Annotated in this window: 23 protein-coding genes; 15 read left to right on the top strand and 8 right to left on the bottom strand. The window is 73.8% G+C overall.

Annotated features, from left to right (window positions below):
* Positions 1-20: 20 nt before the first annotated feature.
* Positions 21-1,049, top strand: a complete 1,029-nt coding sequence (gene mgrA, locus AC3ANM_RS09650; RefSeq protein WP_488284201.1) for an L-glyceraldehyde 3-phosphate reductase — start codon at positions 21-23, stop codon at positions 1,047-1,049.
* Between the two features lie 6 nt (positions 1,050-1,055).
* Here the strand turns inward: mgrA and AC3ANM_RS09645 are convergent, their stop codons facing one another.
* From AC3ANM_RS09645 to AC3ANM_RS09635, 3 genes are read right to left on the bottom strand one after another with little or no spacing between them, the layout of a single operon-like run.
* On the bottom strand, positions 1,056-1,451 hold the full coding sequence (locus tag AC3ANM_RS09645) for a nitroreductase family deazaflavin-dependent oxidoreductase (RefSeq protein ID WP_488284200.1): 396 nt from the start codon (positions 1,449-1,451) through the stop codon (positions 1,056-1,058).
* Between the two features lie 4 nt (positions 1,452-1,455).
* Complete coding sequence (locus AC3ANM_RS09640; RefSeq protein ID WP_488284199.1) at positions 1,456-1,863, bottom strand: nitroreductase/quinone reductase family protein; 408 nt, start codon at positions 1,861-1,863, stop codon at positions 1,456-1,458.
* A 50-nt stretch (positions 1,864-1,913) separates the two neighbouring features.
* Entirely contained in the window at positions 1,914-2,570 is a 657-nt protein-coding gene (locus tag AC3ANM_RS09635; protein WP_488284198.1) for a GNAT family N-acetyltransferase, read from the bottom strand.
* Between the two features lie 127 nt (positions 2,571-2,697).
* Here AC3ANM_RS09635 and AC3ANM_RS09630 point away from each other — a divergent pair, with 127 nt between their 5' ends.
* Together AC3ANM_RS09630 and AC3ANM_RS09625 are read left to right on the top strand one after the other, a co-directional pair.
* Positions 2,698-4,248, top strand: coding sequence for a phospholipase D-like domain-containing protein (locus AC3ANM_RS09630; protein ID WP_488284197.1), 1,551 nt, complete (start codon positions 2,698-2,700; stop codon positions 4,246-4,248).
* A 157-nt stretch (positions 4,249-4,405) separates the two neighbouring features.
* Positions 4,406-5,413 carry a cytochrome c oxidase assembly protein gene (locus AC3ANM_RS09625; RefSeq protein WP_488284196.1) on the top strand — a complete coding sequence of 336 codons (1,008 nt, stop codon included), beginning with the start codon at positions 4,406-4,408 and terminating at the stop codon, positions 5,411-5,413.
* Positions 5,414-5,554: 141 nt separating this feature from the next.
* Here the strand turns inward: AC3ANM_RS09625 and AC3ANM_RS09620 are convergent, their stop codons facing one another.
* Complete coding sequence (locus tag AC3ANM_RS09620) at positions 5,555-7,291, bottom strand: alpha-glucosidase (protein ID WP_488284195.1); 1,737 nt, start codon at positions 7,289-7,291, stop codon at positions 5,555-5,557.
* A gap of 141 nt (positions 7,292-7,432) precedes the next feature.
* Here AC3ANM_RS09620 and AC3ANM_RS09615 point away from each other — a divergent pair, with 141 nt between their 5' ends.
* On the top strand, positions 7,433-8,143 hold the full coding sequence (locus AC3ANM_RS09615) for a hypothetical protein (protein ID WP_488284194.1): 711 nt from the start codon (positions 7,433-7,435) through the stop codon (positions 8,141-8,143).
* 101 nt (positions 8,144-8,244) lie between these two features.
* Here the strand turns inward: AC3ANM_RS09615 and AC3ANM_RS09610 are convergent, their stop codons facing one another.
* The 3 genes from AC3ANM_RS09610 to AC3ANM_RS09600 all read right to left on the bottom strand — a co-directional run bounded on the left by AC3ANM_RS09610 (position 8,245) and on the right by AC3ANM_RS09600 (position 11,630).
* The gene (locus tag AC3ANM_RS09610) at positions 8,245-9,561 is read right to left on the bottom strand and encodes an MFS transporter (protein ID WP_488284193.1); all 1,317 of its coding nucleotides are present in this window, start codon (positions 9,559-9,561) and stop codon (positions 8,245-8,247) included.
* 133 nt (positions 9,562-9,694) lie between these two features.
* Positions 9,695-10,165: a hypothetical protein gene (locus AC3ANM_RS09605; RefSeq protein WP_488284192.1), complete on the bottom strand. Its 471-nt coding sequence runs from the start codon at positions 10,163-10,165 to the stop codon at positions 9,695-9,697.
* A 181-nt stretch (positions 10,166-10,346) separates the two neighbouring features.
* A complete protein-coding gene (locus AC3ANM_RS09600; protein WP_488284191.1) occupies positions 10,347-11,630 on the bottom strand; it encodes an MFS transporter in 1,284 nt (427 codons plus the stop codon).
* A gap of 94 nt (positions 11,631-11,724) precedes the next feature.
* Here AC3ANM_RS09600 and AC3ANM_RS09595 point away from each other — a divergent pair, with 94 nt between their 5' ends.
* The 6 genes from AC3ANM_RS09595 to AC3ANM_RS09570 all read left to right on the top strand — a co-directional run bounded on the left by AC3ANM_RS09595 (position 11,725) and on the right by AC3ANM_RS09570 (position 16,678).
* Positions 11,725-12,291, top strand: coding sequence for a CGNR zinc finger domain-containing protein (locus AC3ANM_RS09595; protein ID WP_488284190.1), 567 nt, complete (start codon positions 11,725-11,727; stop codon positions 12,289-12,291).
* 194 nt (positions 12,292-12,485) lie between these two features.
* Complete coding sequence (locus tag AC3ANM_RS09590) at positions 12,486-13,718, top strand: GNAT family N-acetyltransferase (RefSeq protein WP_488284189.1); 1,233 nt, start codon at positions 12,486-12,488, stop codon at positions 13,716-13,718.
* 11 nt (positions 13,719-13,729) lie between these two features.
* Positions 13,730-14,284 carry a GNAT family N-acetyltransferase gene (locus AC3ANM_RS09585; RefSeq protein ID WP_488284188.1) on the top strand — a complete coding sequence of 185 codons (555 nt, stop codon included), beginning with the start codon at positions 13,730-13,732 and terminating at the stop codon, positions 14,282-14,284.
* 117 nt (positions 14,285-14,401) lie between these two features.
* The gene (locus AC3ANM_RS09580; RefSeq protein ID WP_488284187.1) at positions 14,402-15,130 is read left to right on the top strand and encodes a hypothetical protein; all 729 of its coding nucleotides are present in this window, start codon (positions 14,402-14,404) and stop codon (positions 15,128-15,130) included.
* 144 nt (positions 15,131-15,274) lie between these two features.
* A complete protein-coding gene (locus AC3ANM_RS09575) occupies positions 15,275-15,520 on the top strand; it encodes a DUF6458 family protein (RefSeq protein WP_488284186.1) in 246 nt (81 codons plus the stop codon).
* 516 nt (positions 15,521-16,036) lie between these two features.
* Positions 16,037-16,678 carry a DUF4352 domain-containing protein gene (locus AC3ANM_RS09570; protein WP_488284185.1) on the top strand — a complete coding sequence of 214 codons (642 nt, stop codon included), beginning with the start codon at positions 16,037-16,039 and terminating at the stop codon, positions 16,676-16,678.
* Positions 16,679-16,764: 86 nt separating this feature from the next.
* On the opposite strand, the gene AC3ANM_RS09565 is transcribed toward AC3ANM_RS09570, so the two are convergent.
* Positions 16,765-17,049 (bottom strand): hypothetical protein, encoded by a 285-nt coding sequence (locus AC3ANM_RS09565; RefSeq protein ID WP_488284184.1) that lies wholly within the window; start codon positions 17,047-17,049, stop codon positions 16,765-16,767.
* A gap of 318 nt (positions 17,050-17,367) precedes the next feature.
* On the opposite strand from AC3ANM_RS09565, the gene AC3ANM_RS09560 reads away from it, so the two are divergent.
* The 5 genes from AC3ANM_RS09560 to AC3ANM_RS09540 are packed head-to-tail and all read left to right on the top strand — an operon-like array spanning position 17,368 to position 23,371.
* The gene (locus tag AC3ANM_RS09560) at positions 17,368-17,622 is read left to right on the top strand and encodes a hypothetical protein (protein WP_488284183.1); all 255 of its coding nucleotides are present in this window, start codon (positions 17,368-17,370) and stop codon (positions 17,620-17,622) included.
* A 13-nt stretch (positions 17,623-17,635) separates the two neighbouring features.
* Positions 17,636-18,076: a hypothetical protein gene (locus tag AC3ANM_RS09555; RefSeq protein ID WP_488284182.1), complete on the top strand. Its 441-nt coding sequence runs from the start codon at positions 17,636-17,638 to the stop codon at positions 18,074-18,076.
* Positions 18,076-20,646: an ATP-binding protein gene (locus AC3ANM_RS09550; protein ID WP_488284181.1), complete on the top strand. Its 2,571-nt coding sequence runs from the start codon at positions 18,076-18,078 to the stop codon at positions 20,644-20,646. The genes AC3ANM_RS09555 and AC3ANM_RS09550 overlap by 1 nt, the downstream gene beginning before the upstream one ends.
* Positions 20,646-22,745: a hypothetical protein gene (locus AC3ANM_RS09545; RefSeq protein WP_488284180.1), complete on the top strand. Its 2,100-nt coding sequence runs from the start codon at positions 20,646-20,648 to the stop codon at positions 22,743-22,745. The genes AC3ANM_RS09550 and AC3ANM_RS09545 overlap by 1 nt, the downstream gene beginning before the upstream one ends.
* Positions 22,742-23,371 (top strand): hypothetical protein, encoded by a 630-nt coding sequence (locus tag AC3ANM_RS09540; RefSeq protein ID WP_488287889.1) that lies wholly within the window; start codon positions 22,742-22,744, stop codon positions 23,369-23,371. Before AC3ANM_RS09545 ends, AC3ANM_RS09540 begins: the two co-directional genes overlap by 4 nt.
* Position 23,372: the final 1 nt, after the last annotated feature.

Here is a 23,372-nt window from a genome sequence, read left to right as displayed (position 1 = left end):
GGGTTGGCAGACTGTCGGCCATGACGTCCTACGACGCGGCAGCCGACCGCTACGAGTCCATGCACTACCGCCGCTGCGGCACCAGCGGCCTGAAGCTGCCGGCCATCTCCCTCGGCCTGTGGCACAACTTCGGTGACGACAAGACCCTCGACAGCCAGCGTGCGATCCTGCGCCGGGCCTTCGACCTGGGCATCACCCACTTCGACCTGGCCAACAACTACGGCCCGCCCTACGGCTCGGCCGAGCGCAACTTCGGCACGATCTTCGCCCAGGACTTCGCCCGCTACCGCAACGAGCTGGTCATCTCCAGCAAGGCCGGCTGGGACATGTGGCCCGGCCCCTACGGCGAGGGCGGCTCGCGCAAGTACCTGCTGAGCTCCCTCGACGACTCGCTGGCACGCATGGGCCTCGACTACGTCGACATCTTCTACTCCCACCGCTTCGACGCCGAGACGCCGATCGAGGAGACGATGATGGCCCTGGACCAGGCGGTCCGCTCGGGCAAGGCGCTGTATGCCGGCATCTCCTCCTACTCGGCGAAGAAGACCAAGGAGGCGGCCACCATCGCCCGCGAGCTGGGCACGCCGCTGCTGATCCACCAGCCCTCCTACTCGATGCTCAACCGCTGGATCGAGAAGGGCCTGCTCGACGAGCTCGAGGCGCAGGGCATGGGCTGCATCGTCTTCACCCCGCTGGCCCAGGGCCTGCTGACCGACCGCTACCTCAACGGGATCCCGGCGGACTCCCGCGCGGCGCAGGACAAGTCGCTGCTGCCGGAGCACCTGGACGAGAAGGTCCTCGGCCACGTGCGGGCGCTGAACGAGATCGCGCAGAAGCGTGGTCAGAAGCTGGCCCAGATGGCGCTGTCGTGGGCGCTGCGCGACCAGCGGGTGACCTCGACCGTGATCGGCGCCTCCTCGGTGCAGCAGCTCGAGACCAACGTCGGCGCGCTGGACAACCTCACGTTCACCGACGAGGAGCTCGCGGCGATCGACCAGGACGCGGTCGAGGCCGGCATCAACCTCTGGGCGGGCGTCACCGAGGACTGAGCGGGCTCACCCCCGGTCGAGGCGGAAGACCGGGTGGTCGGCGGGGTCGGGCCGCTTGCGGAAGTAGACCTCGACCGTCCACCCGGCCTTGCGCCGCCAGGCCGCCAGGACCGGCGCCCGCTGGTCGACCGGCACCTCGACCGCGGTCCACGCCGTGGTGCGGCCGCGCTGGGTCAGCGTGAGCCGGCCGGCGGCGCGGACGTTGTGCACCCAGTCGGACTCGCCGTAGGGCGAGACGAGGTAGCGGTGACCGTCGACCTCCACCGGCACGACCGGCATACGGTGCGGGCGGCCGCTGCGGCGCCCGACCGCCTCCAGGGTGTGCACGTCCCACCAGGTGGTGAGGCGGACCAGCGGGTTGAAGACCCGCGTGGTCAGCGCGGTGGGCCGCAGTCGCGGCACGGGGTCACGCCGGCGTGAGGCGGAACAGCGGGTGGTCGGCCGGGTCGGGGAGCTTCTTCCAGTACTGCTCGACCTCCCGGCCGGCCTTCTTGCGGTAGGCCGTGATGACCGGCTCGCGCTCGGCCACCGGGACCTCCGTGGCGGCGTAGTCGACGACGGTGCCCTTCTGGCCCAGCCGCACGCGCCCCGCGGCGCGGACGTTGCGCACCCAGTCGGCCTCGCCACGGGTGGAGACGATGTAGAGCTGGCCGTCCACCTGGACCGGGATGACCGGGATCTCCTGCGGCGATCCGGCCTGCTGGCGCCGGGCGACCTGGAGGGTGTGCACGTCCCACAGGGGCACGACGTTCGCCACGCGTCGGGCGAGCTCGTTGAACATCTTGGTGCTGGTGCCGGGCTTGAGGTAGGCCATGACCTCATCCTTGCGCCGGGGCAGCCCCCAAGCGACGGCTTTGGCGAAGGTCAGGCCGTCGGACCCAGGCCGAAGAACGGCAGGCACGGCTCCAGCCCCTCGACCCGCACACCGTCGGCCAGGCCCGAGGCGACCCAGCGCTCGCGCAGCAGCCGCAGGTGGACCATCGTGTCGACCCCGTCCCCGTCGTCGCGGCGGTGGAGGGACTCCCCGTTCGGCTGGTAGCCGAGGGCGCGCGACACCCCCAGGGACGCGTGGTTGTGGTGCCACGCCGACGTGATCGCCGCGAGCGCCCCGAGCGGGCCGAAGGCCAGCGCGAGGACGGCGCGGCGCATCTCCTGGCCCAGCTTGCGGCCGCGCACCTCCGGGACGAGGAACGAGGAGGAGTCGACCGTGCGCAGGTCCACGAAGTCGGTGCCCTCCAGCCCCTGGCAGCCGACGAACTCGCCGTCGAGGTGCGCGAGGAAGGTCAGGCTCCATTCCCCCGGGGTCCAGGTGCCCATCTGGCGCCAGTAGCCCTGGTGGGTCACCACGCCACGTACCCGGTGCTCGTCCCCGAGGTCGAACCGCGTCGCGGCCGGGTCCTGCGCGAGGTCGGCCGGGAGGCGGTCGGCGACGAGGCCGAGGTCGGCCTCGGTCCACGGGCGCAGGGTGAGGTGCTCTGTGGTCAGCCGCAGGTCGAACAGCGGCCAGTAGGGCTCCGGCATGGCCGGACCGTACCCCCGCGACGACTCGCTCCGCCGCGGGTTTGTCGGCAGGGCAGCCGACGGGGTGGGCGCCCCGGGCCGGGCGCGCCGCTTGCCGCCACGGCCCGTCGCCGTGTAGGCATCGCGGGTGCCGATCGCCGAGTGGTTCCTCTCCGCCGACCAGCGCGGCAACCCCGCCACCCGGCTGGACAGCCGCCACGCGGACGGGCGCGCCTGGACCGAGGGCAACACCGCCACCCCGCTCGTGCACGGCGCCACCTACTTCGCCGAGCTGCACCGGCGGATCGGGCAGATGCGGGCCGGCGACCTGCTGCTGTTCACCGACTGGCGCGGCGACGCCGGCGAGCGGCTCACCGGCGAGGAGGGCTCGGAGGTCGCCACCGTGCTCTGCGCCGCCGCCCGCCGCGGCGTGGACGTCCGCGGCCTCGTCTGGCGCTCGCACTGGAAGCGGCTCTCCTTCGCCGCCGAGGCCAACCGCACCCTGGGCGACCTGGTCAACGAGGCCGGCGGCCAGTGCCAGCTCGACATGCGGGTGCGCCCCGGCGGCTCGCACCACCAGAAGCTCGTCGTCCTGCGCCATCCCGGCCGGCCCGAGCTCGACATCGCCTTCGTCGGCGGGATCGACCTGTGCCACAGCCGCCGCGACGACGCCGACCACGGCGGCGACCCGCAACGCCAGCCCATGGCCGAGGTCTACGGCGCGCGCCCGCCCTGGCACGACGTGCAGCTCGCCCTCACCGGCCCGGCCGTCGGTGACGTCGAGACCGTCTTCCGCGAGCGGTGGGAGGACCCGCAGCCGTTGAGCCGCAGCCCGTGGCGCTGGGCCCAGGACACGGTCCGCGGCGTCCAGCCCGACCACGTCACCCCGCTGCCGGAGCAGCTGCCGGACCCGGCGCCGACCGGCCACCTGCCGGTGCAGCTGCTGCGCACCTACCCGTCCCGGCGTCCCGGCTACCCGTTCGCGCCGCAGGGGGAGCGCAGCGTCGCCCGCGGCTACACGAAGGCGATCCGCCGGGCCCGGCAGCTGGTCTACGTCGAGGACCAGTACCTGTGGTCCACCGGGGTCGCCCACGCCTTCGCCGCCGCGCTGCGGGCCAACCCGGACCTGCACGTCATCGCCGTGCTCCCGCACCACCCCGACCAGGACGGCAGCCTGGCCAAGGCGCCCCAGCTGCTGGGCCGCCAGGACGCGCTGCGGATCCTGCGTCGCGCGGCACCCGGCCGCGTCGCGGCATACGGGGTGGAGAGCCCGACCGGCGTGCCGGTCTACGTCCACGCCAAGGTCTGCGTCATCGACGACACGTGGGCCACGGTCGGCTCGGACAACTTCAACCGCCGCTCGTGGACGCACGACTCGGAGGTGACCGCCGCGGTGCACGACCCCGGCGGCTACCCGCGCGACCTGCGGCTCGAGCTCGCCGCCGAGCACCTCGGGCTGTCGGACCCCTCGGCGCTCGCCGACCCGTGCGAGGCGGTCGCGGCCTTCGCCCGCTCCGCCGAGCAGCTCCAGGCCTGGTATGCCGGGGGGCAGTGTGGGCCGCGCCCGCCCGGTCGGCTGCGTCCCCTGGTCGTGCACCCGGTGACCGGCTGGACACGGCTGTGGGCGGGGTTGTTCTACCGGCTGGTGCACGACCCGGACGGGCGCCCGTGGCGGCTGCGCATCCGGCGCACCTGGTGAGGCCCCCCGGGCCGGTGGGGCGGCCCCGCGTGCCCGTGAGGGCGGCACGCTGGTGAGCACGCGCGTCTGAGGCCCGCGAGCTTGAGGCCCGCATGCTTGAGGCCCGCATGCTTGAGGCCCGCACAGGGACGCGCGGCATCATGGCCCGGTGCCCCCGTTGACTGCTGAGTCCTGGCTGACCTCGTGGGTGGCCGATCCTGTCGGCATCGTCCTGACCGTGCTGCTGGGCGCCGGCTACGTCGCCGGCCTGGTCCGGCTGCGCCGCCGGGGCCGCCGCTGGTCGGTGCCGCGGACGATCGCCTTCGCCCTGCTCGGCCTGGGCACCCTGGTCTATGCCACCTGCGGGGTGCTGGCCACCTACCGCGGGACGCTGTTCTGGATGGCGGCCGCGCAGGCGACGGTGCTGTCGGCGATCACCCCCCTCGGGCTCGCGCTCGGCGATCCCGTCACACTCGCGGCGCACTCCCTGGGCGACCGGGGCTCGGCGCGGCTGCTGGGCGTCCTGCGCGGGCGCGTGGCGCGGGTGCTGATGTTCCCGCTGCTCAGCTCGGTCATCGCGGTCGGCACCCTGGTCGCGGTGTTCTTCACCCCGCTGCTCACGCAGTCGGTCGCCCGTGCCGGGGTGCGCGAGCTGCTCTACCTGCTGCTGCTGGGCACCGGCGCGCTGTTCGTCCTGCCACTGCTGGGCGAGGAGATGCTGCCGGAGTGGTGCACGCACCCGGTGCGGGCGCTGTTCGCCTTCGTCGACGGCCTCGCCGACGCCGTGCCGGGCATCCTCGTCATGACCGCCCCGACCCTGCTCGCACCGGGCGTTCCCGGCTACATGAACCGGGACTGGGGCCCCTCGCCCGCGTGGGACCAGAAGCTCGGCGGCGGCGCCATGCTCGGCATCGCCGAGAGCGTCGGCCTGCCGTTCCTGGCGGCGGTGCTGGTCGGCTGGGTGCGCGCCGACGCGGCCGAGGCCCGGGCGGTGGACGCCGAGCTCGACGCCGCGGAGCGGGAGAGGGCGCACGCGGGCGCGACAGCCCGCCATACGGCTGCGTCGGCCGGGCACGACGCTGTCGGCGACGACGGCGGGGGTCCTGGCGCCGTGCCGGATGCGGAGCCGGGGCGGGAGCGGCCGTGGTGGGAGACCGACCCGCGCTTCCAGGACCGCTACCGCTGACGGTCGCCAGAACCGCTACCGCGCTGCGCGCGCACGCTCGACCTACCTCGCGACTGGTGCAGCGCGTTCTCGCGTCCGGACCCCCGCGACGTAGGTCGAGCGTGCGCCGCCGCTCGCCGGGAGGAACCGGGGGACGGAGGATCAGACGGAGCGGCGGTAGACCCGGGCCTCCCACGGGCGCAGGACGATCGCGGCGTCGGCGCCACCCGGCACCTCGCCGAGGTTGCCCAGCAGCAGCTCGGCGCCCGCCCAGGCGTGCTCGTCCGGCACCGGCGCCGGGGCGTCCTCCCCGGAGAAGTTGCCGAGCACCAGCAGCTCGACGTCGCCGTGGCGTCGGGTGAACGCGTAGACCCGCTCGTCGTGTGTCAGCAGCATGTGGAAGTCGCCGTGGGCGACGGCCGGCTCGGTGTGCCGCAGCTCGACCAGCCGCCGGTAGTGGTGGAAGACCGACCCCTGGTCGGCCTCCGCGGCGGCCGCGTTGACCTCGGTGTGGTTGGGGTTGACCGGGATCCACGGTTCGCCGGTGGTGAAGCCGGCGTGCTTGCCGTCGTCCCACTGCATCGGCGTGCGGGCGTTGTCCCGGCTCATGACCCGCAGCGAGGCGAGCACCTCGTCGGGCGTCTGCTGGGCGCTGACGACCATCACGCGGTAGTGGTTGATCGACTCGATGTCGCGGAAGTCCTCGATCGCGGCGAACGGGGCGTTGGTCATGCCGAGCTCCTCGCCCTGGTAGACGTAGGGCGTCCCGCGGTGCAGGTGCAGCACCGTGCCGAGCATGGTGGCCGAGGCGACCCGGTGCTCGCCGTCGTCGCCGAACCGGCTGACGATGCGCGGCTGGTCGTGGTTGTTCCAGTAGAGGCTGTTCCACCCGGTCTCGGCCAGCCCGGCCTGCCAGCGCCCGAAGGAGGCCTTGAGGTCGCGCAGGTCGAGGGTGCGCACGTCCCACTTGGAGTCGCCGTGGTCCAGCCCGACATGCTCGAACTGGAAGACCATGTCGACCTCGCGCCGCGCCGGGTCGGTGAACAGCACCGCCTCGTCGACGGTGACGCCGGGCATCTCCCCGACGGTGAGGAACGCGCCCTCCCGCCCTGCGAAGACGGCGGCGTGCATCTCCTGGAGGAACTCGTGGATCCGCGGCCCGCAGAGGAAGTGCGGCCCGCCGTCACCGTGGTGGGCACCGGGCGCCTGGTGGCCGTCGGGCAGTGTCGTGTCCTTGGAGATCATGTTGATGACGTCCATGCGGAAGCCGTCGACGCCCCGGTCGAGCCACCAGCGCATCATCGCGTAGACCGCTTCGCGGACCTGGGGGTTCTCCCAGTTGAGGTCGGGCTGCTTGCGGCTGAACAGGTGCAGGTAGTACTCGCCGGTGGTCTGGTCCAGCTCCCACGCCGGCCCGGAGAAGAAGGAGCCCCAGTTCGTCGGCTCGGCGCCCGGGTCCCCGGCGGCCATGCCCTGGCGCGGCCCACGCCACCAGTACCAGTCGCGCTTGGGGTTGTCGGTGCTGGAGCGCGACTCGACGAACCACGGGTGCTCGTCGGAGGTGTGGTTGACGACGAGGTCCATGACCAGCTTCATCCCGCGCGCGTGGACCTGCGCGAGCAGCTCCTCGAAGTCGGCCATGGTGCCGAACACCGGGTCGATGCCCTGGTAGTCGCTGATGTCGTAGCCGTTGTCGTCCTGCGGCGAGGAGTAGATCGGCGAGAGCCAGATGACGTCGACGCCGAGCGCGGTGAGGTGGTCCAGCCGGCTGGTGATACCGGGGAGGTCGCCGATGCCGTCACCGTTGCTGTCGGCGAAGCTGCGCGGGTAGATCTGGTAGACCACTGCGCTCTTCCACCACTGGTCCTGCGCCGCCTGGGTCCCGCTCGCCTCGGTCACCCGTCCGAGGGTATGGCGCGGGCACCTCCGTCGCCAGAGTGAGGCAGGGACACGCAAGGACACGCCAAAGGGGTATGGCGGGCCGGGCACCTCCGGCGCAGACTGGCAGATGGTTCCCTTCCACACGGACGGAGGTGCCTCGTGCGAAGCGAGACCGTCAAGGGACCGGACTTCATCCCGGTCCTCTCCCGGGGCAAGCACCGCAGCCCCAAACGTGGGGCGTGCTTCATGGAGTTCGCCTCCTACCTCGCGGGCGAGCACTGGACGGATCACCCCAAGTGCACGCACCCGCTCCTGGGCGAGCTGGCCCGGCTGGTCAACGACCACATCTCCGATGAGGGTCGCGCCAAGCTCGTGCCGCTCGTGCCGACCGTCATCGGGCTCACCGGCACGGACCCGCGGATCGAGGCCCGCATCGCGCTGGGCGCCGCCCGCCGCGCGCTGCCCGTCGCATCGGCCGAGCGCCAGCGCGTGCTGGCCCTCGGGGTCCTCGCCGGCGAGCGTGCGCTGGCTTCCCTCGACGACCGCCCGATCGGGCAGCTGTCCGAGGAGAGTCGCGCAGTCCTGGCCGACGTGCCCGAGGCCGAGCGCTGGGCCCGCCGGTTCCTGCGTGACGCCGGCCTGCGCTCCCCGGAGCTCAAGCCTCGCGCCGCCCGCCGCCTGGTCCGGTGCGCGGTCGAGGGCGTGGCCGTCGCCTGCGTGGACGACCCGGACGTGCTGCTCGAGCAGATGGTCATCGGCGCCATCGCCGACTTCGGTCCGCGGCCGGCCGAGCCGGTCCCGACCGAGCCGTTGACGGTGCGGACTCCCGAACGCAGCCGGCACACCGCCGGCATGTGGCGGGTGCCCTGACCGCTGAGTCGCCCTGACCGGCCGGTGAACACCGGCCGGTCACCGGCGAGTGTCCCGTGCTCGACCGGTCGTGACCGGGCCGCGCGCGGGTCCGGTGTGGGTCAGGCGCGCAGGAGCTCAGGCGAGGCCTGCGTGTCGGTGGCCTCCGTCGGGTCGACTGCCGTGGCGTCATCCGTCGTCGTGCCGCCTGAGCGGTCGCCGGCCGCGTCAGCGACCCGGCGCTGCTCGGCGCGCAGCCGCGGCGCCGCCGCGAGGGCCAGGCCGGTCGCGAGCACGCCGGCGGCCACCGTGACGCCGAACGCCGCAGTGTGCCCGAAGGAGTCGGCGAGCCGGCCCGCGACACTGGAGCCCACGGCATACCCCATGCCGGTGGCACCGGCGAGGACCGTCATGGCCGCACCCGTGCGCTGGGCGGGCGTGAGCCGCTCGGCCAGGGTGAAGACGCTGATCATGTAGGGCGCCACCGCGAAGCCGAGCACGCCGAGCGCCACGGCCAGCATCGGCAGGGTGTTCACGGCGAGCAGCGGCAGGGAGAGGACCAGCAGGGCGGCGGCGAACACCCGCAGCCGCTGCTCGTAGGCGAAGCGCTCGGGCAGGACGGCGACCGCCAGGCCGGCGATGACGCTGCCGACGCCGAGCAGCGCGTGCAGGCCACCGGTCAGGCCGGGGACGCCGGCGAGGGTGGCCAGGACCGAGGTGGCCGTCTGGGCGGAGCCGAAGACCATGCCGATGAACAGCTGGGCGAAGCAGAGGATGACCAGGCAGGTGGTGAACAGGCGCCCGGGGACGGAGGAGGCGTGGCCGCGGCGCACCAGCGAGGCGGTGTGGTGCAGGGCGAACCACGAGCCGAACACGGCGAGGACGACGGCGGCGAGGATGAGCGCGGCGGCGGGGGCGACCAGGGCGGCGGCCGCGCCGACGAGGGCCGGGCCGAGGACGAAGGAGGCCTCGTCCGCGGCGCCCTCGTAGGAGAACGCGGCGTCGACGAGGCGGCGCTGCTCGGTGCCGGTGTGCCGGGTGATCGGGCGCCAGCGGACCCGGGCCAGCGGACCGACCTGCGGCATGAGCAGGCCGGTGACGGCGGCGGCTGCGGCCTGCGCCGGCCACGGCGCGCCGAGCCCGGCCAGGGTGACGAGGGTGGTCAGCCCGGCGGCGCCCGCCAGGGACTGGGCCAGGACCACGCGGCGCTGCCCGACCCGGTCGGCGAGCGCTCCGGCGGCGGGGGAGCCGAGGGCGTTGGCCACGGCCAGTGCGCCCGCGGAGGCGCCGCCGGCGCCGTAGCTGTGGGTGGACCCGGCGACGAGCAGGAGGGTGCCCAGCTGGCTCATGGCCAGGGGCAGTCGGCCGAGGAAGGCGACGAGGACGTAGGCGGGGCCGGCGAGCCTGAACAGCTGCCGGTAGGACGCGAGGGGTGACATGTGCGAGGGCTCCAGGGGTGCGATCCAGCGCGCGTCCTCCCACCCAACAGACGCGCACCTGACCCTGAGCTGCACAGAAGTCTACCGGCCGCCGGGCAGTGCTCCCCGGCGACCGGTAGCTCCCCCCGACGGGTCAGGCCACCAGACGCGTGCCCCAGAACTTGCCGGTGCCGCTGTCGACCTTCTTGCCGCTGACGTAGACGGCCACCGTGTAGGTGCCGGAGATCTTGTCCCCGTCGACGGTGCCGCGGACCTTGACCAGGATGGCGGCGTTGGGCGCGCCCGGCTTGTCCGGCGGCTCGCCGATCCAGAAGGTCGCGCGGAAGTGGCTGCCGTCGGCGGACCACGCGCCGGACCCGGGCGGCCCGCTCGGGCTGACGTCCAGCGACGAGAAGACTCCGCCGGAGGCGAACGTCACGACGGCCGTGACCTTCGTCGTGTCGCCCGGCGGGTTGTCCTGGTGCGTGACGACCCAGGCGCCCGTGACTCCGCTGCCGCTTGCCTCGGCGGGGGTGGCCAGCGCCACGCCTGCCAGGGCGGCAGCGCCGGCAGCCGCGCCCGCGCCGCGGAGCATGACCCGGCGGTCCAGTGAGTGATCGATCATGGCTCCTCCTTTGCGGCAGGGGGCCCAACGCCCCGGGCGCTGATGCCAGCCACCCTCCTCCCGGCCGACACGACTGCAATCCACCAAAAGTCGGAAGTACCGACTCACACCGCTGCCATGCCGCTCACCCTCGTGACGTGTCTCCCGCGCGGCCGGGCCCCGAGCTCCGGCCGGCCCGGTATCAGCCCTGGCGGGCGAGGATCCGGCGCAGCGCCGGCTGGGCGAGCGCGAGGAGCAGGCAGGCGCCGGCGCAGCTCGCCCACAGTCCCAGCGGCCCGGTCGCGGCGAGCAGGGCGGTGGCCAGCAGCGGCGCCGCGAACGAGGCCACACCCCAGCTCGTCCCGTATGCCGCGAGGTAGCGCCCGCGCGCGCCCTCCGGGGCGACGCCGCTCACCACGGCGTAGAGCCGCCCGAACAGCAGCAGGTCGCCCAGGCTCCAGACCACCGTCGCGGCCAGCATCGCCGGCAGGGTCGTGCCCAGTCCCGTCGCGAGCAGGCCCGCCCCGAGCAGCAGGTAGCCGGCGGTGAGGACGGTGAAGTCGCCGGCGCGGGCGATGAGGGGGAGCCGCAGAACCGGCTGGCCGGCGACGACGGTGAGGGCCGAGGTGGTGAGGAGCAGGCCGGCGTGCCCGGCCGGCATACCGCGGTCGACCACGGTGAGCGGCAGCGCGACCGTGACCTGCATCCAGACGGTGGCGAAGACCGTGCCCGCGGTGAGCAGGGCCAGCAGGCGAGGGTCGCGCCAGGGACTGGTATGCCGGGTGGTCGGCGCAGAGGGCGTCGGCCGGCTTCGGCGGGGCAGCCCGACGGCGACCACTGCGGCGCAGGCGGCGCAGGTGGCGGCGTCGACGACGAAGAGCCAGCGCAGGTCCCAGTCGGCCAGGGCTGCGGCGACGAGCCCGGCGCCCATGCCCGCGGCGGCCAGGGCTGCGCCGAGCAGCGAGAAGGCGGCCGGTCGCTGCTCCGGCGTGGTCGAGTCGGCCACGAGGGCCTGGCTCGGCGGCTCGTAGAGCTCGAAGGCCAGGCCCAGCGCGACGGCGGCGACGGCGGCCTGGGTCAGGCTGCGCGCGGCGGCGATGCCGAGCTGGGCCGCGGCGCAGCACGCCAGGCCGAGCGTGATCGTGGTGCGGGGACCGAGGCGGTCGGCCAGACGTCCACCGAAGAGGCGCGAGGGGATGGTGGCCAGGCCGAATGCCGCCATGACCAGGCCGGCGGTGCGTACCGGCGCGTGGAAGGACTGCACCAGGGTCACCGTGAGGAAGGGCAGGCTGAACGCGCCGAGCCGGTTCACGGCGCGGGCGAGGACGAGCAGCCAGACCGTGCGGGGCAGGCCGCGCCGGCCGGGGGTCGGTGACGCCGTCCGGGCAGGGGCGGCTGGCTGGTCCCCGGTGGTCTCTGGGGTGGTGGGCTCTGGGGTGGTGGTCCCGGGCGCGCTGGTCCCTTGAGTGCTCGTCCCGCTGGTCACGGTGCCGCCCCCGGTTCGACGTGCGTGACTGTCGTCCTGCCTATGATCAGTCACCTGGTGTCGGCAACCTACGGAACGGATGGTGACTGGTCAAGTGAACTTCGACAGTCACGTGCTCACCCTGCTCGAGGTGTCGGTGCGGCTCGTCAACGCGCTGACCCCCGGCGCTCGCGGGGGTGTCGACGTCGTGGTCCCTCAGGGACCGGCCCGGCGGGCCGCCGTCGCCGAGGCGCTCGGCGGGCCCGGTCGGACCACGCCGAAGGTCGACCCGGGCACGGCCGACGACCTGGTCGCGACGGCGGGTCGGCTGCGGGCGGTCTTCGAGGCGGTCGAGGGTGAGGACCTCGACGCCGCCGCCGGGGTGGTCAACCGGCTGCTGGGCGACACCGGGGCGCGGCCGCAGCTGGACCGCCGCCCCGGCGAGGGGTGGCACCTGCACTTCCACGGCGCCGACGACTCGCTCGCGGTCGGGTGGGCCGCCGGGTGCGCCTCGGCGCTGGCGCTCGCGCTGGGGAGCGACCTGGCCGGCCGGCTCGGGGTGTGTGCCGCGACCGGCTGCGACCGGGTGTACGTCGACCGGTCCCGCAACGCCACCAAGCGGTTCTGCTCGACCGCCTGCCAGAGCCGCACCAAGGCGGCGGCCTTCCGCGCCCGCCGCTGAGCGGTGGCGTGTCGAAGCGACGATCATCGCGGGCGTTTCGCGGGGTTCATCGCGCCGGAACCGCGCCGATGATCGTCGGTCGTGCCCGGCCGTGCACGGTCGTTCACGGCCGGCGGGAAAGCCGTTGACCCCGGTCCCCGGCCACCCCTAGGTTCAACCGTTGTGAAGGAACTCTTTCAGGTTCGGGAGCGCGGATGACCACCGACGGTGTGCTGGTGAGACCGACCTCCGAGGAGGACCGGGAGGCGTTCCTGCGGGCTGCGCTGCCGGCGTTCGGCGCTTCCTACGACGACACCCCGCCGGCCCAGCAGTGGTGGCATGCGCTGGAGATGGACCGCGGCCTGGTCGCCGAGGAGGGCGGGCGGGTCGTCGCCACCACCGGGGCCTACACCGTCGAGCTCACCGTGCCCGGCAGCCGGCAGGTCCCGACCGCCGGGGTGACCTGCGTGTCCGTCCTGCCGACGCACCGGCGCCGCGGCCTGTTCACCGCGCTGATGCGCCGCCAGCTCGACGACCTGCGTGAGCGCGGCGAGGTGATGGCCGTGCTGCTCGCCTCCGAGGCCACGATCTACCGGCGCTGCGGCTACGGCCCGGCGACCACCGCGCAGACCTGGTCGGTGGAGCACGCGCGCGGCGCGTTCCTCCGGCCGGTGCCGGACGACGGCACCCTGGAGCTGCTCCAGCGCAGCGACGCGGGCTCGGTCATGGCTGAGGTCTACGAGGCCTACCGGAAGGCCCGGCACGGCGCCCTCGACCGGCCGGCGCACCTGTGGCAGCTCGGGGCGAGCATGCCCCCGGTCGCCGGCGCCCACCGGTTCGTCGTCGTGCACCGCGACGCGGCCGGGGTCGCGGACGGCTATGCCACCTACGCCATCGCGGAGGACCCGGCGGTCCGGGGGCGCCGCGTGATGAGCGTCGACGAGGTCATCGCCGCCGACGAGGGCGTGCGGGCCCGGCTGGCGCGCTACTGCCTCGACCACGACCTCGTGACCGCGGTGCGCTTCGGCAAGATGGCGGCCGACGACCCGCTGCGCTGGCGGCTGGCCGACGTGGCCGCGGCGCAGATCCAGTCCAGCACCGACTGGCTCTGGGTCCGGCTGCTGGACGTGCCCGCCGCGCTGATGGCCCGCGAATACACCGGCTCGGGGCGACTGGTCCTGGAGGTGACCGACCCCTTCTGCCCCGACCTCGGGGGGCTGTTCGCCCTCGACGTCGAGGACGGGCAGGCCAAGTGCGCGCGCGTCGAGGGCGTCGAGGCGGACCTCACCCTCGACGTCGCCGACCTCGGCTCGGCCTACCTCGGGGGCGTGGCCATCAGCAGCCTCGTCCTGGGTGGCCGGGTCGCCGAGCGGACCGAGGGGGCTGCGGCCGCGGCCGACCGGCTCTTCCTGACCGGCACCGCGCCGATGTGCCTCCACTGGTTCTAGGGCGGGCGCAGATGGCAGCTGCCGCAACGGTTTTCCAGACCGAACGCCTCGTCGTGCGGGCGTGGACCCACGACGACGTCGACGCCCTCCTCGACATCTACTCGCGCATGGAGGTCGCCCGCTGGCTCGGCGCGACCCCCCGGCCCCTGGCGTCCCTGGACGAGGCGCACCTGCTGGTCGACCAGTGGGCGGCGCGCAGCGAGCCCGACCCCACCTATGGGGTGTGGTGCGTGGCCGAGGCCACCACCGGGATGCCGGTCGGCACCGTCCTGCTCGTGCCGCTGCGGGGCGCCACGGACGGTGAGGTGGAGGTGGGCTGGCACCTGCACCCCGACCACTGGGGCAAGGGCTATGCGACCGAGGCGGCACGCGGCGCGGTGGAGCGCGGCTTCGCGGCCGGGCTGCCCAGGGTCCTGGCCGTGGTGAACCCCGACAACGGTCCCTCGCAGGCGGTCTGCCGACGGCTCGGGATGGAGCACCTCGGGGCGTCGGAGCAGTACTACGGCATCCTTCTCGAGGTCTTCCGGCTCAGCCCAGCCGCACGCCAGCCGGGCGTCAGGGGATAGTCAGGACGTCCGCGCCGGGGCGCAATCGGTCGACAAGCGGTGTGGCCGACGTTACGTTGACACCTCAGCGAAGCGGACATTTCCGGCGGCAGGGGACGGCATGGCGGGGCGTGGTCGATGAGCACCCCGGACGCCGAGTTCGAGCGCGAGCTGGCGGCGCTCCTCTCCGGCGAGCTGCCGCCTGTCGACTCCGGGCCGACGTCGATGCCGCCGGCCGTCAAGGCGATGCGGGCCGTCCAGGTGACCGAACCACTGGCCGGCCTGCGGGCGCGCTTCCAGATGACCAGCCTCGATGACGCCGGCGGCTGGCTCGACTACGGCTGGCGCGACGGGCTCCGGGTGGTCTCCGAGCCGACCGGGATCGACGGCATCCACGAGCCGGCCGTCTGGGTCCAGGAGGAGGCCGACTACTACCGCGCCCTCGCCGGCACGCAGGGGCTGCCGCGCTTCGGTGCCGGGGTGTCGCGGCTGTGGGTCGAGGAGTACGTCAGCCAGGAGGCCCTCGGCCCGCCGTCGGTGGCCCACGACTCCGAGGGCGTCCCCCTGCCCGAGGTCGGGGCCTGGGTCGCCAGCGTCGTCAGCGGCCCCGACGTCCCGCGGATCACCCGGCCCATCCCGGCGCGGGACGCGCACGCCTTCATCGGCCGGCGCGCGATCGTCTCCAGCGGCAGCACCTTCGAGACCGACCTGCGCATCATCGACCAGCCCACGGTGGGCCGCGACGGCACCATCGCGGTGTCGGTGGTGGACGAGTCCGACTGGTTCGCGTGGACGACCCGGCCCTACCGGGGACGCCACCCGTCGATGCGCGCCTTCGCGGTCGAGCACGTGTGGGTCGAGTCCTGACGCCGGGGCGGGCGCCGCACCGACGGTGAGAGGCACGGCATACCGGTGACCCGCGGTTCGGCGGGGTCCGTTTTGCGGTGAGATGCGTAGACTCCGCGCAACGGTGGAGGCATCCGGCCGCTGCCCGACCGAGGTGGGTGTGACGTGGGAGCTGGTGTCTTCCTGGCGGTGCTCGGCGCGATCCTGACTTTCGCGGTGCAGGTCGACGCGCCAGGCATCAACCTCACCGTCGTCGGGGTGATCCTCATGGTCGCCGGCGCCGCGATCATCGCCTACGCCCGGCGCGGCAGCCGCCACGAGCGCGTGATCACCCGGGTGGAGAACCCCTCCGACCCCAACGCGCCCTCGCACACCGTCCAGCACGTCATCCGCGACGTCGACGTCGACTGACGGCGAATCCCCAAGCACCACAACGGGTATGCCGTGTGGCGGGGTTGGCCGGGCGGGTGCGCGAACGCGGTGCTGCTTGGCCCTGACGTCAATCGCCGACGGCGCTCCTGCGGTTCGCGTGCTCCGGCGACTGTCCTGGTCGGGTGACTAGACAGATCGGGGGATCTTCAGGGGTTGTCTGCGTGTTGCAGGTGCCGCCGGAGGAGTGTTCACCACCGACAACTGGGGGACAGCCGCGGCTCGAGTGATCCGGCGTGACGCCGGGAGGCTCTCTGCCGTCACGCTGCTCCTCCTCGGACAGTCAGGGGACACGTCATGGGATATCGGTTCAACCCTCCGCCGAACTGGCCGGCGCCGCCGGCCAACTGGACTCCGCCCCAGGGCTGGGTGCCCGACGCCGCCTGGGGCCCAGCCCCCTCCGGGTGGAACTTCTGGGTCGAGGACGCCTCCGTCGCTGGCCCTCCGCCGGTGGGGATGCCATTCGCGCCCGCGGCTGCGCGCCCCAAGAACTGGTTCATGCGGCACAAGATCCTCACGGGCATCGGTGCCCTGTTCCTCCTGGGCACCTTCTCCGGCATTGCGACGGCTGCGGGTGGCGGTGGCGCGACGACCGCGTCGGGGGCCGGTTCCGCGGGCGCCTCTGCGGACCAGGTGGCGGCACCTGCGGCGACGTCTGCACCCCCCAAGGCGAGCCCTGCGGCGAAACCGTCCCCCAAGGCCGTGGCTGCCCCCAAGCCGGTGGCGGCGAAGAAGCCTGCGCCCCCGGCGTCCCAGATGGGCAAGGTCGTCAAGGACGGAAAGTTCGCGTTCAAGGTCTCGGCCGTCAAGTGCGGCATCAGCAAGGTTGGCACCGACTTCCTGAGCCAGAACGCTCAGGGCCAGTACTGCCGGGTCACGATGACCGTGCAGAACATCGGTGACGAGGCGCAGACGATGTTCGCGGACAACCAGTACCTCTTTGACTCCAAGGGGCGGAAGTTCTCGGCCGACAGCGGCGCGAGCCTCTACGACGACTCCTCCAAGATGCTCTGGGAGGAGATCAACCCGGGGAACACCATCCACGGCAACGTCTTCTTCGACGTGCCGAAGGGCATCAAGCTCAGCAAGCTGGAACTCCACGACTCGATGTTCTCCGGCGGCGTCGAGGTCCGCTTCTAGGGTTGGATCCACGCGGTGCCGGTGTTGCCGTCTCCGCGTACTCCAGCCGACCCGGTCGACACATGCTCGACCGGGTCGGCTTGGTTTCAGCCGCCGAGGGCGCGGACGAACGTCCGGGTGCCCGGCTCGCCGGCGCGCTGCGCGCGGGCGGCGACGAGCCAGAGGGCCTGCTCAGCGTCGAGCGGCTCGATCTCCGCCAGCGAGATCTCCCCCTTGGCCAGGGCCAGCACGATGGGGTTCAGCAGGGCCAGCTCGGCGCTGTCCCGATGGGCCAGCGCCCGCCGGATCCGGCCGGCCAGGTCCGGCATCGCCTGCGGGGCGCGCCCGCGGGACTCGGCTGCCGGGGGACTCGCGTTGGTGTCTGTCGCCACGTCCTGAGGCTGCCCCCGCCCGGTGTTCACCTGCGGTCCACGGCATGAACGCCGGGATGTCGCCGAGGAAAGCGTGGCCGAACTCCGTTGCCGGTGATGCGTTTCCAGCCGCACGGCGGCAGCGACCGCCCCCGCCGCAGTGCGGGCGCGCGGCGGGCTCAGACCCTGCCCGGAGCTCGCCGAGTCAACCCCTCGAGGTCAAGATTCGATCCCCGTTCGACAAGTGGAGGCAAACTGCGGCACATGGTCGACAGCGCAATTTGTCGGGGGTTACGTTGAGCCCCAGAGAACCGGACACATGCGCTGATAGAGGACGAAATGGCCGCTCTGCACACCGCCGTCGCCACGGCCGCCACCACCGGCGGCCTCCAGGACTGGATCAGGTCCAACGTCATCCCACTGCTGATCCTCGTCATCGCGGTGATGCTCTTCGTCATCGCGCAGCGGGGCGACAACGCCCGCGCCATGAAGGTCGTGGCCGGCGTGATCATCGCCCTGGCGGTGCTCGGCCTGGCCACGGGCGGGCACGCCGAGAACATGGGCCAGTGGCTCGCCGGCCTGGTGACGGGCTGACAGGTCCACGCTCATGCGGCTCCCCGTCGATGACGAGATCTACAACGTCAACGCGGTCTGGCTGGGGCCGCCCCGCAAGACCCTGCCGTGGCGGGCGCGCTACGTCGCCTACGCCGTGGGCCTGGTGGTCTTCGTGGTCCTTCAGGTCATCGAGCGCCGGCTCGGCATCGGCCTCGGGTTCTTCTCCCTGGCCTACAGCGTCATGGCGACGGTGGGCCTGACCCGGCTCATCCTCAGCGTGGTCGACCACGACCGTCCGCTGGGCTCCGTCCTGGCCGCCTTCGCCCACGAGGTCGAGGCGCCACGCGAGCAGACGAAGGTGGCCGTCCACACGCTGCGCCCGGCGCGCGTGCGGGCCGTCCCCGCCCGCGTGAGCCGGGCCCAACGCCGTGCCGAACGCCGTGCCGAACGCCGCGCCGAACGACGCACGGTCGCGCAGACCCGGGAGGCATGATGGCGTCCACCTCAGGCCTGGCGCTGCGCCGGATCAGCGGTCACTGCACCGTGACGGCGGACAAGATCCACGCGTGGTACCTGCTCGACCCCCAGGGCTGGTCGTTCCGCCCGGACGCGGTGCGCGAGCAGCTGATCATCGACGGCGCCGACGCCTACGCCCAGCTGGTCCGGCGCAGCCTCCACCTCCGGGTCACCACCCGGCCCTACCCGGTCAGCAGCTGGGCCGCCGCGCACGACGCCAACGCGCCCGCGCCGCTGCCGGCGTGGCGGGACTACCTGATCCGGGACCAGCAGCACCTGGCCGGCCGGTCGATGGCCGACAAGGAGGTCTACGTCGGCGTCGAGATCCCCGCCCGCAAGGGCCTCTACAAGGCCCTCGGCGGGCTGGCCGGCTCCATCTCCGACCGCGAGGTCGCCGCGCTCTCGGCGCAGATCCGCGAGACCGACGAGATCATGGCCTCTCCCGGGATGGACGGCGCGCCGACCACCCCTCGCCAGCTCGAGTGGCTGCTGCACCGCTCCTGCTCCCTGGGCCTGCCCGCCCCGCTGACCCTCGGCGCCGTCGACGACGGCCACTGGGAGAGCGAGGACCTGGGCGAGTTCACCGACCACGTCCGCTGGACCGCCATCCCCTACGGCCGCACCATCCGGGTCGTCGGCGAGAACGACGACCAGCGCGTCGAGCGCCACGTCTGCGTCCTCTCGGTGGGCCGGATGACCGACCTCGAGATCCCGGCCGGCGTCCCGTGGATGCAGCGCACTGACCAGCTCGGCTTCCCGGTCGAGTGGTCCGGCCGCGTCGAGGTCGAGGACTCGGCCAAGGTCGGCGCCGCGATGCGCAAGTCCATCCAGAAGATCCGCGCGCAAAAGGACCACTACGAGGTCGAGCACGCCGAGCCGGCACCGGGCGCGCTGGACCGCCAGGCAGACAAGGCCCTCGCCGTCGAGGACGAGATCTCGATGGGCCTGTCCGGGCTGAGCACCCGCACCCGCGGGTGGTTCCGCCTCGCGGTCTCCGCGCCCACCGAGGAGGAGGCCCTCGAGCGCGCCTCCGCGGTCCGCAAGCTCTTCGCCCCGCAGGTCACGATCGCCCGCCCGGCCGACCAGTACGCCGTGGCGCGCGAGTTCATCCCGGGCGAAAGGCTTGGCAGCACGGCATACCGGCGGCGTATGCCGGTCACCACCCTGGCCGCGGCCGTCCCGGCCGCGACCGCGAAGGTGGGCGACCGGGTGGGCATCCACCTGGGGGAGACGTCGGGGACGTCCTCGCGGGTGGTGACGTGGGAGCCGTGGGAGATGACCGAGCGCGGGGAGGAGTCCGGCCTCGCGGTGCTGTGTGCCGGCCTCGGTGGCGGCAAGTCCACCGCCGGCGGCAACATCATCTACCGCTCGCTGCTCCAGGGCGTGCCGTGGACCGTGCTCGACCCCTCCGGTCGGCTGACCTCCCTGTGCCGGCTGCCCGAGCTGGCCGACCACTCGCGCGCCATCGACCTGCTCGACGCACCGTCGGGGGTGCTGTGCACCTACCGGGTCATCGCGGAGCCCCGGCGCGAGCACTACCCCTCCGACCTGGACTGGCGCACCGCCCAGGACGCCGCCGCGGACACCCGGCGCCTGCTGACCTCCAGCGTGCTGCGCTCGATGCTGCCGCGGCAGATGCAGGACCACGTGCTCACCGAGGTCGCCCTGATGCGCGCCGTGGGCAAGGTGCGGGCGACCAACACCGCCTCCACCATGTCGGTCGTTGAGGAGCTGGCCCGGCTCGACGGCGACGCCGAGCTGCAGCGCCACTCCGGCTACATGGCCGACTTCCTGCGGGAGGCGGCCAAGACCAGCCACGGCCGGCTGATCTTCCCGGCCGGCTACCACCACGACTACGCCCACGCCGAGCCGCTGCTGACGGTCTACAGCCTGCGCGGGCTGGCCCTGCCGGACGAGAGCACGGCCTACTCCGACGACCTCGACGAGCGGCTGAGCATGTGCGTGCTCTACCTGGCCGCGTGGCTGACCCAGCGCGGCATGTACTTCGGCGACGTCCACGCCCGCAAGGGGATCTTCATCGACGAGGCGTGGGCGCTGTCGACGTTCAGCACCGGCCGCCGGTTCATCGACCGCGCCTCCCGCGACAGCCGCAAGCACAACACCCGCGTGCTGCTGGCGAGCCAGAACCCGTCCGACCTGCTCGACCTCGGCCTGGCCAACCTCATCTCCGCCGCGTTCATCGGCCGGCTCACCGACGAGGACGCCCAGCGCGACGCCCTGCGGTTCCTGCCCGGCGTGCACGAGGGCCTGGGCTACGAGGCCATCTTCGGCACGCTGTCCCGCCCGTCGCGTGAGGGCCGGCGCGGCGCCCGCGAGTTCGTCTTCAGCGACGGGGTCGGCGGGATCGAGCGGATCCGGATGGACATGTCCGCCCACCCCGAGCTGCTCGAGGCGCTGCGCACGACCGCCGACCCGGAGAAGGCCCGCAACCGGATCGGGCGGCACCGCAGCGAGGCGGCCTCGGCCCGGCAGCGCGCGGCCGCCGAGGCCGCCGAGGCCGAGGACCGCGAGGAGGAGAGCGCCTGATGCGCGCCCGGCGGGCCCGTGTCGGCCTGGCCCTCGTCGCCTTGCTCGTCGCAGGCGTCGTCGGGGCCTCCCCCGCCACCGCGAGCCCCGCCATCCCGGGGATCCCGGACTGCAAGGACGCCCCGGTGGCGCAGCTACCCGGCGAGGGGGTCACCGGCTTCCTCGACACGCCGCCGACCGCGCCACCCGCCCCGGGGGACCCGTGGGCGACGCACCCGACGACCAGCGTCTACGAGCAGTACGGCTACGCCGGGCTGACCTGGCACACCTACGACCTGGGCTGCGGCGGCGACGTCCGCGACATGGGGGCAGCCAGCGACACGATGCTCGGCGACTCGCTGCTGTCGGTGGCGGCGTGGGGCACGGCCGCCACCAACGGGCTGCACAACACGATCAGCCACCCCGACCGCTACATGGCGCCGCTGGACGACGTCGTCGGCACGGTCACGCAACGGGTCCACGACGCCATCTGGTCCCCGTGGGGAGGGGCCTCGCTGCTCGGCGTCGTCGTCCTCCTGCTCTTCTACTCCTCGCGCGGGCGCCTCTCGGACGTGACCCGCGCCGCGGCCTGGGCGCTGCTCGTCCTGTCGGTCATGGCCGGCCTGGCGCAGTACCCGGCCCGTGTCTCGGGCTTCTTCGACCAGGCGATCACCGGCAGCATCGGGCGCGTCAACGGCGCCAGTGCGGGGCTGGCCTCCCTGCCGCCCACCGCCGACCCGGCGCGCGCCCAGGGGGCGCTGCTGGTCGACCGGATCCTGTATGACGGGTGGTTGCGCGGCGAGCTCGGCTCCAGCGACTCGCCCGCCGCGAAGCGGTGGGGACCGGCGCTCTACCGGGCGGGTGCCTACACCTGGGCCGAGGCGCGCCAGGCCCGGTCGAGCCCGGAGAAGGCCACTGCCCTCGCCGACGCCAAGGCCGCGCACTGGAAGGAGGTGGCCCAGCAGATCCAGGACGAGGACCCGGCCACCTACGCCACCCTCCAGGGCAAGGCCGGCGGTCGGCTCGGGACCGGGCTGATGACCGTCTTCGGCGCCACTTTCGCTGGCGTCTTCCGGCTGGTCAGCGACCTGTTCACCTTCGCCGGCCTGGCCATGCTGCGCCTCCTGGTCATGCTCTTCCCGGCCGTGGCGGTCCTGGGCGTGCTCGCCCCGCTGAGCGGCCTGGTCCGCCGCGTCGCCAACGTCGGCGGCGCCTCCGTGGTCAACGTCGTCGCGTTCGCCGCCGCGTCCTCGGTGCACACCACCGTCATCTCGGCGATCCTGTCCCGTGCCCAGCTGGGCGGGATGAACGTCCTCGCGCTCGTCCTCTGCGTCGTGGTCACCATCGTCGCGTTCGTCCTGATGTTCCCGCTGCTCTCGCTGACCAACGTCGTCGGCCTCTCCCACGGAGGCGGTGCCGGCGCCCTGCGTCGGGTGGGTCGCCTCGTCACCCGGTATGCCGTGACGCGGCAGGCCGTCCACGACGGGACCGGGCACGGCGACGAGGCGGCGGTGCCCGGCGCGGGCGACTCCTCGTCCGGGCGCACCGACCCGGCGGGGCCGGTGCGCCACCGCCCGGCGCTGCTGCCCGCCGAGGTATTCAGCCGGCCCGAGGCGGCCGGCCGTTCGGCGGTGGCCGGCCGTCCCGTGGTGGCCACCCTGCCGGCCGCGGCCTCGCCGGTTACCGTGTCGGGAGCGCCGGTCGAGGGCCGTCGCCCGCCGGCGACGCTCCCCGCGGGCGGTCCGGGCCGCGTGGCCGCCACCCTCGCCGCCCGGCAGGACGACCCGGCCATGGACCCGGCGCGGGACCTGGCGCGCGGCCTCGCCGGGGACGTCATCGCGGCGGCCCCGGGCGGCGGCGCCGGTGGGGCCCTGCCCTCCCGCGACGACGGGGTCCGTCCGCACGGTGACGTCCTCGAGGGCGTCGTCGTGGCAGCGGCGCCGGCCCACCCGGCCCGGCCCGGCAGCGACCGCGTCCATGACTCGCACACTCAGGTCCGCCCTGACGGCATCGGGCCGCGCCTCTACGACCCCGCGACCCGCAGCACCGTCCTGGCCGCGGCCCTGGTCACTGCTGCGGCAGCGGGCGACCACCGCCGGGTCGAGGACGCACGGCGATGACGGCGCGCCGCGACGAGATCCTGCGCTGGCCGCTGTGGTCGTGGCGCAACTTCTCCGTCACCTCCGCAGCCGTCCTGCTCCTGCTCGCCGGGGTGGGCCGGGTCGTCGACGCCGTCCACCCCACGCACCACCGGTCCCGGGTCCAGAGCGCCGCCGCCGTCGGCCCGGCGCCGGCCGGGGCCTCGTCCACGTCGCCCTCGGCCACCCCGCCCACCGGCTCCGCCGACCCGAAGGCCAGTCCGGGGGTGGCCAGTCCGGCGCCGGCGGTCGCCACGGACCCGGCCGCGACGCGCGTGGCAGAGGCGTTCGTGCGGGCCTGGGCGCGGCCGGGGCTGGACCAGCGGACCTGGCTGCACGGCATACAACCGTTGTGCACCAAGGCCCTTGCCCACCTGCTGTCCACGACGGACCCGGCTCGCGTCCCCGCTTCAGCGGTGACCGGCGAGGCCCGGCTGCGCACAGCAGAGGGGTCCACCGCGGTGGTGTGGGTGCCCACGGACGGCGGACCGGTGCTGGTCTCGCTGGTCCGGGCGGGCGGCCGGTGGCAGGTGGGCGACGTGGCGCCGGCCGACCAGCCGCCGGCGGCACCGACCCCCGCCCTGACGCCGGCCGCGCCGGGGCCCTGAC

The organism is Oryzihumus sp. JJN4-3R, assembly GCF_057747915.1.
This window is presented reverse-complemented; position numbering and strand designations above follow the sequence as displayed.

What these genes read in the sequence shown, in the direction of transcription:
- AC3ANM_RS09590 (WP_488284189.1), top strand. Translation starts at nt 12,486, where the DNA reads ATGACCACCGACGGTGTGCTGGTGAGACCGACCTCCGAGGAGGACCGG.
- AC3ANM_RS09550 (WP_488284181.1), top strand. Translation starts at nt 18,076, where the DNA reads ATGGCGTCCACCTCAGGCCTGGCGCTGCGCCGGATCAGCGGTCACTGC.
- AC3ANM_RS09555 (WP_488284182.1), top strand. Translation starts at nt 17,636, where the DNA reads ATGCGGCTCCCCGTCGATGACGAGATCTACAACGTCAACGCGGTCTGG.
- AC3ANM_RS09580 (WP_488284187.1), top strand. Translation starts at nt 14,402, where the DNA reads ATGAGCACCCCGGACGCCGAGTTCGAGCGCGAGCTGGCGGCGCTCCTC.
- AC3ANM_RS09640 (WP_488284199.1), bottom strand. Translation starts at nt 1,863, where the DNA reads ATGGCCTACCTCAAGCCCGGCACCAGCACCAAGATGTTCAACGAGCTC.
- AC3ANM_RS09540 (WP_488287889.1), top strand. Translation starts at nt 22,742, where the DNA reads ATGACGGCGCGCCGCGACGAGATCCTGCGCTGGCCGCTGTGGTCGTGG.
- AC3ANM_RS09605 (WP_488284192.1), bottom strand. Translation starts at nt 10,165, where the DNA reads ATGATCGATCACTCACTGGACCGCCGGGTCATGCTCCGCGGCGCGGGC.
- AC3ANM_RS09585 (WP_488284188.1), top strand. Translation starts at nt 13,730, where the DNA reads ATGGCAGCTGCCGCAACGGTTTTCCAGACCGAACGCCTCGTCGTGCGG.
- AC3ANM_RS09635 (WP_488284198.1), bottom strand. Translation starts at nt 2,570, where the DNA reads ATGCCGGAGCCCTACTGGCCGCTGTTCGACCTGCGGCTGACCACAGAG.
- AC3ANM_RS09570 (WP_488284185.1), top strand. Translation starts at nt 16,037, where the DNA reads ATGCGGCACAAGATCCTCACGGGCATCGGTGCCCTGTTCCTCCTGGGC.
- AC3ANM_RS09545 (WP_488284180.1), top strand. Translation starts at nt 20,646, where the DNA reads ATGCGCGCCCGGCGGGCCCGTGTCGGCCTGGCCCTCGTCGCCTTGCTC.
- AC3ANM_RS09560 (WP_488284183.1), top strand. Translation starts at nt 17,368, where the DNA reads ATGGCCGCTCTGCACACCGCCGTCGCCACGGCCGCCACCACCGGCGGC.
- AC3ANM_RS09610 (WP_488284193.1), bottom strand. Translation starts at nt 9,561, where the DNA reads ATGTCACCCCTCGCGTCCTACCGGCAGCTGTTCAGGCTCGCCGGCCCC.
- mgrA (WP_488284201.1), top strand. Translation starts at nt 21, where the DNA reads ATGACGTCCTACGACGCGGCAGCCGACCGCTACGAGTCCATGCACTAC.